Below are 10,073 nucleotides of genomic sequence, written 5' to 3'. Positions count from 1 at the left end.
ATAGCCGGCGACATTCCCAGCGCCGAAGATCTGCTGGACAGCGCGGACGACGCGCCGACCATCAGACTGATCAACGGGATTATTGCAGAGGCAGCAAGACAGGGTGCCTCGGACATTCATATCGAGCCTTATGAGACCGGCCTTGTGGTGCGGATGCGGGTCGACGGGGTGCTGACCGAGAAGCTGCGCATGCCGCCCCATGTCGCCGGCGTGATCGTGAACCGGATCAAGGTGATGGCGCGGCTGGATATCGCCGAGCGACGGATCCCGCAGGATGGCCGGATCAGCCTGACCCTGGGCGGGAAACTGCTCGACGTGCGTGTGTCGACCTTGCCCAACCGGTCGAGCGAACGGGTGGTGATGCGGATATTGGACAAGGAGAGTGCCGGGATATCGCTGGATCTGCTGGGCATGTCACCGGGCACACATGATATTCTCACCGAGGCCCTGAGCGAGCCCAATGGTATCATCCTGGTCACCGGGCCGACAGGCTCGGGCAAGACCACCAGCCTCTATGCCGGGCTCAAGCAGCTCAACGATGGCAGTCGCAATATCCTGACCATCGAGGATCCGGTGGAATATGCGATCGAAGGCATTGGCCAGACGCAGGTGAACGCCAAGGTCGGTCTGACCTTTGCTGCTGGACTGCGCGCCATATTGCGGCAGGATCCGGACGTGGTGATGATCGGGGAGATACGTGACAGAGAGACCGCCGAGATAGCGGTGCAAGCCAGCCTGACAGGCCATCTGGTGCTCTCGACGGTGCACACCAATGATGCGGTGGGCGCGATCACCCGTATGCGCGATATGAAGGTGGAGCCGTTTCTGCTGGCCTCGACGCTCAGAGCGGTTGTCGCGCAGCGTCTGGTCCGCAAGCTCTGCCCGGAATGCCGCACCCCGATTCAGGCAGATGGCTCTCTGGCCTCGCTGCTCGGCTTTGACAATGGCACGGTGGTTTATCGCGAGACGGGCTGCGAGGCCTGCAACCAGACCGGGTTCCAGGGCCGCATCGGCGTGTTCGAGGCAATCCGCATCGACGACACGCTCCGCAAACTCATCAATGATGGTGGGGATGAGGCCCGCATTGCAGCTCATGCGTTCCTCAATCAACCAAATCTAGGCTCAGCGGCGCGCGCCATGGTTCGCGGAGGTTTAACCACGGCGGAAGAGGGGATCAGAATTTCGAGGCGCGAAAGCCAGCTGGCCGGTTAGTCTAGGCCTTCCCTTACGCCCATAGCGGCGTTACTATCTCGCATGACCGATCAATCAACCATGACATATGCGCGCTATCTGGCGCTTGATACATTGCTGGACGCGCAGCATCCACGATCAGATCTGGATGATGAGATGCTGTTCATTATCATCCACCAGACCAAAGAGCTTTGGCTGAAACAGATCATCCGCGAGATGCGCTTTGCCAAGCAGCAGATTTCGGCAGACGCACTTGTGCCCGCCTATAAGGCACTGGCTCGGGTTAGCCGGATACAGGCGGTGATGACGCTAAGCTGGGACGTGTTATCGACAATGACGCCGAGCGACTATACGCGCTTCCGTCATGTGCTCGGGCCGAGCTCTGGCTTTCAGTCGGATCAGTTCCGGACGGTGGAATATATGCTTGGCCTTAAGGACAAAGCCTTTCTGAAACATCAGGAGGATCGCCCAGAGGCGCAGGCGGCAATGCAGGAAGCACTGGACCATCCAAGTATTTGGGATGATGCTATCGCGGCCTTGGCGCGGGCTGGATTTGATATCGCGCCGGAGCTGCTGGGGCGTGATTTTGCCAAAGCGCATCAACCTTCGGAGCAGGTGGAACAGGCTTTTTTGCAAGTCTATCGCAATCCCGAAAAATATTGGGAACTTTATCAGTTGGCTGAAAAACTAGTCGACCTTGATGATGCGATGGCGACCTGGCGACACAAGCATGTGCTGACCGTCGAGAGGATCATCGGGGGAAAAATGGGCACTGGCGGAACGGCAGGTGTTTCCTATTTGCAGTCGACAGTGGGCAAGCGCGCTTTTCCTGAACTCTGGTCGCTACGTACCGAGTTATGAGCTGGAAGCACCTGTTTTCGAGGTCTCTGACAGCGAATGGCGAGCGCCTACACTTTGCTGCCCACAGCCATCACCTCTGGCCGGATGCAAGCCATGACGGCCACATGGCTGCGTGGCAGGAAGCAGCGGAGCTGGCAGATCACAAATGGGATAAGATCATGGGACCAGTCTGGTCCGAAGCGCAGCAGCATGTCGCTGATGAACTTAAGCTACCCGATCCCGCAACACTTTGCTTCGCGCCGAACACGCATGATTTCATTGTGAGGCTATTGTCCGCCATTCCAGCACGGCCAACCAAGGTGCTGGCGACCGATGGCGAGTTTCATAGTTTTCGTCGACAGATGACGCGATGGGTTGAATCGGGAGAGGTGGTTCTGGAAACGGCGTCGCCCGATGAACTGCTTAAGGCCGCCCGAACCGGTGACTATGATTTGATTTTTGCGAGCCATGTTTTGTTTAATTCTGGCGCAATCGTTTCGGAGCTCAATCAACTTGCTGCGCTTTCCAAACCCGAGGGGCCTTGGGTTGCGATCGATGGCTATCACGGTTTCATGGCAATCGAGACCGATCTGTCACAGATTGCGGACAGAGTGTTTTATCTATCGGGTGGTTATAAATATGCGATGGCAGGCGAGGGTGCCTGCTTTCTTCATTCGCCGCCTGGCTACGCGGAACGGCCGGCAGTTACGGGCTGGTATGCGGCATTCGACGATCTCGCCCTGCCACCTGGAGATGTTGGCTATGCGCCGGATGGGCGGCGGTTTCTGGGCAGCACTTTTGACCCTTCCGGTCTTTATCGCTTCAACGCCGTGCAAGAAATGCTTGAAAGTGAAGGGCTGACAACAGCCGTGATTTCGGAACATGTCTCGGCTCTTCAGGCGCAGTTTATGGACGAGCATCCAATGGCAGGTTTTGAATTGCTCAATCCATTGGACGGTCATCAACATGCACGTTTTCTCGCTTTTCAGGGAGAAAAAGCATCGGTGCTGCACGATAGGTTGGCTGATCAGAATGTCGTGACGGACGTTCGTGGTGATGTCTTGCGGATTGGCTTTGCGCTTTATCATGATCGGGAAGATGTGGAGCGTTTAGCAAAAATAATAGGCCGAGTGATCTGAGCGATTTGCCGTTACGGCAAGTCGGGACAGGGCCATTTTTCGAGGCTTGTGAAGCTTTTTCGACGGACTTTTTCCATTGACCTGAGCATTTTTAACAATAGGCTTAATCGATCAATTAAAACCGCCTTGTAAAGGATAAACCATGAGCGTTTCCCTCGATATTCAAAATGATGTGGCCCTAATCACCCTGGATGATGGCAAGGCCAATGCCGTCAATTTCGATCTTATGATCGCCATGAATGACGCGCTCGACAAAGCAGAAGCGGATGCGAAGGCGATCGTTCTGACAGGCCGCACTGGTCGTTTTTCCGGTGGTTTCGATCTCGGTATGATGGGCAGTTTCACTCGCGATGATTCTGTGCGCCTGCTAGATCGCGCTTCAGAACTTATACTTCGCTTGTACGGCGGCCCAATGCCGGTTGTCGGAGCTTGCAACGGTCATGCGATCGCGATGGGCGCATTTCTGCTGATGGCTTGCGATACGCGGATCGGCGCCGCCGGTGATTTCAAACTGGGTGCGAATGAATCGATCACCGGCATGACTCTGCCTGTCTTTGCGGTCGAACTGGCTCGTGACCGGTTAAGTCCTTTGCATCAAACGCGCGCGATGATTCAGGCCTTTATCTACGATCCCAAAGGCGCGGTCGAGGCTGGCTATCTCGATATGCTAGTCGAACCCGATAAGGTGGTGGAACAGGCTGTCGCGATCGCCGGCAAGCTAGCCCAGCTTCCTGGCCATGCTTATGCCTACCAGAAATCAGCGATGCGCAAACCAGCATTGGACGCAATCCGGGCGAGTATTGGTAACCATCCTAACTTGAGAAAATAATGCTACCGGTGCTGGTCGATCAGGATGGGATTGCCATCAGGGTCGGTCAGCACAATGCTGGCCGGACCATTGTCGCCTTCGGCTTCACTGTCCAATGCTAGTCCTTTGGCTTGCAATGATTTCTGGATTTCGCGGACATCATCATAATCGTCGAGATTTTGTCCATCCAGATCCCAGCCGGGATTGAATGTCAGCATGTTTTTGGGGAACATGCCCTCGAAAAGACCCATAAGCGTTTCGCCATTTTTCAGGATCAGCCATTTTTGATCCTCGTCACCGCCAAATTTGGTAAAACCAAGTTTCTCGTAAAAGGCTTTTGATAGAGCAATGTCCTTGACGGACAGGCTGATGGAAAAGGCTCCGAGTTTCATCTTCATTCTCCCTTATTTGCTATTTGCCGGCAAAAATCTCGCATTGCGAAGCAGCGCGGCTGAGATCAATGAGATCAGCAAGCCAACCGGGAATATTTCAAGGAAGGTCATAGGCCAGCGAATCCAAGGCTTGGCATAATCTTCTACCAGTTGTTGCATCTCGCTGACGACCTTCTCGAGCGCTGCTCCGGAGGTGCCTTCGGACTTTGCCTTCTCGATCAAACTGGCGGTATAGTCGTTGATAAACGCATAGTCTGAAGAGATCAGGTAGATTTCCCAGACGAAGACATAGATCACACCGGCAATGGCCGAGATCGCAACACCCAATCCGAGAGCCGGCATAAATTTGATCATCCCGCCCAATTCCTGATCGCGATATTTCTTGATTCCGACAAATATCATCGAAAGCGCGATCAGCATGATCAGATAGCCGAAAATTTCCGATGACCAGAAGCTCTCGCCGCCGCTTGCGACAATCCCCAGCAGCATCGAAAGAATGACGATGGTACCGGATAGCACTCCATAGGTTAGAGCAATTTTCTGCATGGTTGATCCTCCGTTTCTTTTGATGATCATGCTGCTTCAAGATAGGATTGCCAATCACCCAGACGGGTGATTGGCGGAAAATCACCTGAAATGACTATCTTATTAGACGATGAACGCGCGCCTCTTCAATCGCTCGAACCCGTCCATTAACTTGAAGTTTTTCAAACAAGTGACCGATATGGCTTTTGACTGTGTTCGGAGAAATTTCCAGCGTGCGGGCAATTTCCTTGTTGGAATCGCCCGCCGCTAAAGCCTCAAGAACCTCGAGTTCCCGCGCCGAGATCCCCAATGATGTAAGGGCCGCAACATTGCGTTCGAAAGGGCCATTTGACTTTCGCGCGGTTAAGCGGTTTCCCATCCAGACCCCCAATGCCGCGAAACCAATGGCGATGATGGCGATGTATATCTCAATGGAATAGGTCTTGCTGAAATATTGAAACTGCAGCCATTCGAGAGCGAAGGCCGCAATTGCCAGCGCCAGAGCGTAGACTAAGACAATCCGGATCATCGAACGTGACATGTTTAGTCCGTAACTGCCGTTTCTAGAGGAACGCCATCGCGTTTCATGATCTTGCCGTACATCCAGCCAATACCGATGAGCGCGATGCCAAGGCCAAGGAAGGATAGGATCCGAAGAATCCCTTCCAACTGTGCAGCATCCACCAGGAATACTTTGAAGGTGACCACTGTCAGCAATAACAAGCCGCTGATCCGGAGCAAGGCATTGGTCGTTTGGATCCCGCGCGCCAACCAAGCTATGGCGAGCAACAATAGCCCTGCCGAATAGAGATAGGTTTCCGTTGAGCTTAACGGAGGGCTTGCGATATCTGATCCGTGAACAGCCTGTCGAACGGTGACCATGACCGCTGCGACGGCAGCAAGCAGGCTGCCAATTTCAAGCGACCGGACTGGAGCTAGTCCTGAATCGGCTTTCACTGCCGTTTTGGTGAACAGCCACAGCCAAAGCGCTGCAGCCGTATAATGCAATGTCCCCAAATTGGCGAAAGGAGCGGGACCCAACGCTTGTTTGATGTTCGTCGGACTGAGCAGCATGAGATCGAAATAGATAAACCGGAAAAGCGCCAAGCCGGCGAAGACCAATCCGAGTATTTGAAGAGGGCCACCGAGTTTCTCTGGCCAACGCCGCCAAAGCAGCCACCACCCTGATAGTGCACATAAATTGGTCAGGACAATACGTTCGGCAAAGCCGTAAGCAACAAAACTCTCTATTGGGCCAATGGCTAACGGTTGTTTGAAAAGGAGGTAGCTGAAACCAACCAGTCCCAGAATTCCAATCAACCCGACCAATCGGCTCGATGATTTTTCGAATATGTCTCTGAACAGATACGCCAGCCCGACAAGGGCCGCGGCGGGAAGTGCAAGTTCGGTAACCAGAGGCAATACGGAGGGTAGATGAGTGTACAGGTCGGTTTCTCCCGCGAGCGATGCCGCTAACGTTGCGACCAGCTGATAAGAAGAAACCAGCATGATCAATCCGCCTGACAGGACAGCGAGCAAACTTTGTGAGGCAATCGCAGTGCGTTTTGTAAAGCGAGCCCAGAAGGCAAGTGCCGCCGCGATCAATATAGCTACGATTGCCGCAACACTATCCGCGGTCCAAAGCCACAGCGCAATGGCCAGTAATATTGCCGTCACCGCAGTAGCGAGCGGCATAATCTTGCTTTGCTGAAGGTTTTTCGTGCGCCAAGCCATGAGCGCATTTGGCAGAGCGACGAGCAGGCAGAGCGCGCCCCATAGGCGATCATTCCAGCCAAAGTCGCCAATGGTCGAGATAGCGAGCATTCCGGTGGGGGCCAAGATTCCGCAGAGGGCCCAAAGCCAGCCATCTTTCTCACGCATCGCCCAGAAATGCCCGGCCATGCCGAAAAGCACCGCGAAGCCTATGGCCGCGACTGTTTCGAATGTACCGTTCTTGTCTGTAACAAATGCCATCGCGACCATCGCCATGGACAAAGCGAGGGCGCCCAAAACAGATGGAGTCATAGTGCTGTCGCGCCAGGCAAGCGCGATCGCGAATATTGAAAGTACGCCAAAAAACAGCCAACCCATCAACGAAAACTCGATGAGTGGGGCAAGCATCAGCAATTGTAGTAAACCTACGCCTAGCGGAATGGACTGGATTATTTGTTTGGGAATACCGAAACTGGTACCAGTGCGGCTGACTGTAAGTGCGCCTCCAATGGCGAGCAATGTTATGAACAGCCCGACGAATGACATATCGCCTGCTAAATCCATGAACAGCAATGCGGTCGACCACAATGCGCTGCCGCCGGTTGCCAAAAGCGCCAACCAAGCCCATCCGCGATACATCGCCAGTCCGAAAACACCTGCTGTAAATACCGCCAGATAGATCAGCAGCGGAGCAACCGATTCAGGGCCCAGTCCAGCGACATAAGGCGCTGCAAATCCGCCCAATAGTCCCATGATTGCCGTTGGAGGGCCGTGTTTTTGCGACAAGATGAAAGCCAGAATGGTGACCGATATCACACCGATCAGCGAACTGGTCAGACCTAGCAGGCCATAGAGCTCGCTGGCCATGTAAAGCGTAGCATAGAGAACGGCTATGCCGGCCCCGGTGATGCTGTGGCCGATGCGCAGATCATCGTTGAAGATATTGCCAAAGCGCGGGATGCGATGACCAAATTCGGCAAAACTAATCAGCAGCAAGCCGAATAAAGTTGCTGTAATACAGCGGGCTGTCGGACCAAATAGACCGGACTCAATAGAAAAGCGCACGAGAAAAAAGCCAGCAAATATCAAAGCGATGCCGCCAATCCAGATAGGCAGTTTTCCACCAATCAAATCTTCGAAGCGCTTCGCCATGCTGAGGGTTGGGATAGCGGGTTCTTGCGGTGGTTCTTTTACCGGATGTGCAATATCTGGAGTTTCAAGCTCGGGTTCAATTGGCTTGGAGGCCGGTACCGAGACTTGTGCCGGAGGTTTCGCGCGTTTGGCAAATGTGGTTTTCTGCGCTGGTTTAGCAACTCTATCAACCTCAGGATCATTTTCGCTGGAGCCGAGCTGAATCACCCTGCTCTCTAAATCTTCAACGCGTGTGCGGAGATATTGGATGGTCTTTCGGCCATCGAAGACAAGGACTGTCAGGACGATAAGTCCCGTTAGGAGAATAAATTCCATCACGGCTCTATTGTTCCTCTAGCAGATATTTTCGCCAGAAAATCAGACTTGCCCAGAATTGATAATCAGCATTGGCTTTTTTCCGGAACCCATGGCCTTCGTTTTTTGCCAACAGATGCCAGGCCGGCCGGTCGTTTGCGCGCACCGCTTTGATGACCTGATCTGCTTCGCTTGCCGGGACGCGGGGATCATTTGCACCGGTGACCACCATCAGCGGGATTTTAATCTCGCTGGCGCGTTGTAGCGGACTGATTTCCAGCAATTTGGCGCGCTGTTCAGCGTTGCGTTCATCGCCATATTCGACCCGCCGCAGATCGCGACGATAGGCTTGAGTGTTTTCTAGAAAGGTCACGAAGTTCGAAATGCCAACGACTTCGAGCCCCGCTTTGAGTCGCTTTCCATAGCGCAGCATCGAAGCCAGCGTCATATAGCCGCCGTAGCTACCTCCGGTAACAGCAATATGCTTGCGGTCAATGCGCTTGTCTTTGCGCAGATGATCGAGGAATGCACCAATGTCGAGCACGCTATTCTCTCGTTGCCATGGTCCGTTGTCGAGCGAGACGAACCTTTTGCCAAAGCCGGTTGAACCGCGAACATTGGGATAGAATATTGCGATGCCCAGTTCGTTTATCAGATAGTTGTTACGGCCGAGAAAACGAGGTGTGGCTTGTCCTTCTGGTCCACCATGAACGCTGATGATCAGCGGGCGTTTGCCTTTGTGTTTCTTAGGATCTGGCCGATAGAGAAAGCCAGACATAGGCTCGCCGTCGAAACTCTTGATCTCGACCAGCTCGGGGGAGGCATTGTTGGCGGCATTCAACCCGCCTGTTTCGCTTTGGGTCCAGCGTGTGATGGTGAGGGTCTCGGGATTGATGCTATAGGCATCGGTGCCAGTGCGGTTGCTGTTCAGAGTCAGGCCAAGCTCACCCCAGGGCGCGAATTTTACTCCACTGATCACACCGGATGGTAGCGCGTTCACGGCACGAACTTTGCCGGACCGGGTGTCATAAAATTTCAGCATGGAGCGACCGGCCTGGTTGACTTCAAAGGCGATCCAGCGGCCATCTTTGCTGATATCAAAATCGGAAATGTCCCAGATTTTTTCATCAACCATCGGCTCGAACAACGACGTTTCGGGATTAAGAATGCCCAGCCGTTTAACATCGCTTCCATCGTCTGACGCCGCCCAGAGCTTGCCGTCGGGAGCAAATTGCAGTCCTTCATAAGCGACCGGTTTTTTGCTTTCGGTCAATTTGCGCAAATTGCCCTTCACAGTATCGATGAGATAGAGTTGATTGTCGGTGACTGACACATAGTTGAACACCAGCAAATGCTTGTCATCCGGCGAGAAATCTATCGGAAACCAGCCGCCGCCTGTGGATGCAACCAGCATCCGAGCATCCTCCGGCTTGGCGGGATCCATCAGATAGATGTCATTATAGAGTCCGGTGCGCTTGTTCGAGCCAAAGGCCAGCATTTTGCCGCTGCTCGACCAGGGCCCGAGACTGTTGCGGCTCTTGCCGTCGGTGAGCAGCTTTGGCTTTCCGCTATCCAGAGCGAAAATCTGGTGCACCTCGTTTCCGCCACTGTCCTTCTGAAACAAGAGCGAGGTCCCATCGGGGGCGTAGCGCGCGCGGAGGACCGGTTCGCTGGCGAAGGTCAGTTGCTGGCGCTGTGCCATGGGCGCTGTAACGCGGTGCAGCTGGCGGGTGTCGGCAAAGCGAGTGGAGATCAGCATGGCTTTGCTTTCGGGATCCCAGTCGACAAAACTGGCGGTGCGATATTCCATATAGGGACGGGTCTGCTCGACAATCGCTAGGGGAATATCGGGAATCTGATCAACAACAAGCGCCGCTGGTTTTGGGGCCACGGCATCCGGCGCGGCCTGCGCCGCTTCTGTAAATAGCGCAAAAAGCACGATTATCTGGCAGGCCAACCAACGCCGCATAGAACAATTCCCCCCTATTCTTTCCGCAAGCTTATGGACGAATGGTATGA

Annotated in this window: 9 protein-coding genes; 4 read left to right on the top strand and 5 right to left on the bottom strand. The window is 54.0% G+C overall.

Translation table 11 applies throughout. The features are described from left to right. From ABJV08_RS09930 to ABJV08_RS09915, 4 genes are all read left to right on the top strand, one after another. Nucleotides 1-1,212 (top strand): ATPase, T2SS/T4P/T4SS family (locus tag ABJV08_RS09930; RefSeq protein WP_348038233.1); only part of this gene is annotated, 1,212 nt, incomplete at its 5' end. A gap of 42 nt (nucleotides 1,213-1,254) precedes the next feature. Next, nucleotides 1,255-2,052: a tryptophan 2,3-dioxygenase gene (locus ABJV08_RS09925; RefSeq protein ID WP_348038235.1), complete on the top strand. Its 798-nt coding sequence runs from the start codon at nucleotides 1,255-1,257 to the stop codon at nucleotides 2,050-2,052. Between the two features lie 104 nt (nucleotides 2,053-2,156). Next, on the top strand, nucleotides 2,157-3,170 hold the full coding sequence (locus ABJV08_RS09920) for a class V aminotransferase (protein WP_348038237.1): 1,014 nt from the start codon (nucleotides 2,157-2,159) through the stop codon (nucleotides 3,168-3,170). Nucleotides 3,171-3,312: 142 nt separating this feature from the next. Next, the gene (locus ABJV08_RS09915) at nucleotides 3,313-3,999 is read left to right on the top strand and encodes a crotonase/enoyl-CoA hydratase family protein (RefSeq protein ID WP_348038239.1); all 687 of its coding nucleotides are present in this window, start codon (nucleotides 3,313-3,315) and stop codon (nucleotides 3,997-3,999) included. 2 nt (nucleotides 4,000-4,001) lie between these two features. Here the strand turns inward: ABJV08_RS09915 and ABJV08_RS09910 are convergent, their stop codons facing one another. From ABJV08_RS09910 to ABJV08_RS09890, 5 genes are all read right to left on the bottom strand, one after another. Further along, on the bottom strand, nucleotides 4,002-4,376 hold the full coding sequence (locus ABJV08_RS09910) for a VOC family protein (RefSeq protein WP_348038241.1): 375 nt from the start codon (nucleotides 4,374-4,376) through the stop codon (nucleotides 4,002-4,004). A gap of 6 nt (nucleotides 4,377-4,382) precedes the next feature. Further along, nucleotides 4,383-4,946 (bottom strand): DUF4199 domain-containing protein, encoded by a 564-nt coding sequence (locus ABJV08_RS09905; RefSeq protein WP_348038243.1) that lies wholly within the window; start codon nucleotides 4,944-4,946, stop codon nucleotides 4,383-4,385. A gap of 64 nt (nucleotides 4,947-5,010) precedes the next feature. Next, nucleotides 5,011-5,436, bottom strand: coding sequence for a LuxR C-terminal-related transcriptional regulator (locus ABJV08_RS09900; protein ID WP_348038245.1), 426 nt, complete (start codon nucleotides 5,434-5,436; stop codon nucleotides 5,011-5,013). Nucleotides 5,437-5,438: 2 nt separating this feature from the next. Next, complete coding sequence (locus ABJV08_RS09895; protein ID WP_348038247.1) at nucleotides 5,439-8,075, bottom strand: DUF2339 domain-containing protein; 2,637 nt, start codon at nucleotides 8,073-8,075, stop codon at nucleotides 5,439-5,441. A gap of 7 nt (nucleotides 8,076-8,082) precedes the next feature. Next, a complete protein-coding gene (locus ABJV08_RS09890) occupies nucleotides 8,083-10,023 on the bottom strand; it encodes a prolyl oligopeptidase family serine peptidase (protein ID WP_348038249.1) in 1,941 nt (646 codons plus the stop codon). Nucleotides 10,024-10,073 lie beyond the last annotated feature (50 nt).

The organism is Parasphingorhabdus sp. (assembly GCF_039982395.1).
GTDB lineage: Bacteria > Pseudomonadota > Alphaproteobacteria > Sphingomonadales > Sphingomonadaceae > Parasphingorhabdus.
The sequence above is the reverse complement of the archived record's forward strand: the minus strand, read 5'-3'. Positions and strand labels throughout refer to the sequence as shown.

Excerpts from the sequence above, each read along its gene's own strand:
- ABJV08_RS09910 (WP_348038241.1), bottom strand. The coding sequence starts at position 4,376 with ATGAAGATGAAACTCGGAGCCTTTTCCATCAGCCTGTCCGTCAAGGAC.
- ABJV08_RS09900 (WP_348038245.1), bottom strand. The coding sequence starts at position 5,436 with ATGTCACGTTCGATGATCCGGATTGTCTTAGTCTACGCTCTGGCGCTG.
- ABJV08_RS09915 (WP_348038239.1), top strand. The coding sequence starts at position 3,313 with ATGAGCGTTTCCCTCGATATTCAAAATGATGTGGCCCTAATCACCCTG.
- ABJV08_RS09905 (WP_348038243.1), bottom strand. The coding sequence starts at position 4,946 with ATGATCATCAAAAGAAACGGAGGATCAACCATGCAGAAAATTGCTCTA.
- ABJV08_RS09920 (WP_348038237.1), top strand. The coding sequence starts at position 2,157 with ATGGCTGCGTGGCAGGAAGCAGCGGAGCTGGCAGATCACAAATGGGAT.
- ABJV08_RS09895 (WP_348038247.1), bottom strand. The coding sequence starts at position 8,075 with ATGGAATTTATTCTCCTAACGGGACTTATCGTCCTGACAGTCCTTGTC.
- ABJV08_RS09925 (WP_348038235.1), top strand. The coding sequence starts at position 1,255 with ATGACCGATCAATCAACCATGACATATGCGCGCTATCTGGCGCTTGAT.
- ABJV08_RS09890 (WP_348038249.1), bottom strand. The coding sequence starts at position 10,023 with ATGCGGCGTTGGTTGGCCTGCCAGATAATCGTGCTTTTTGCGCTATTT.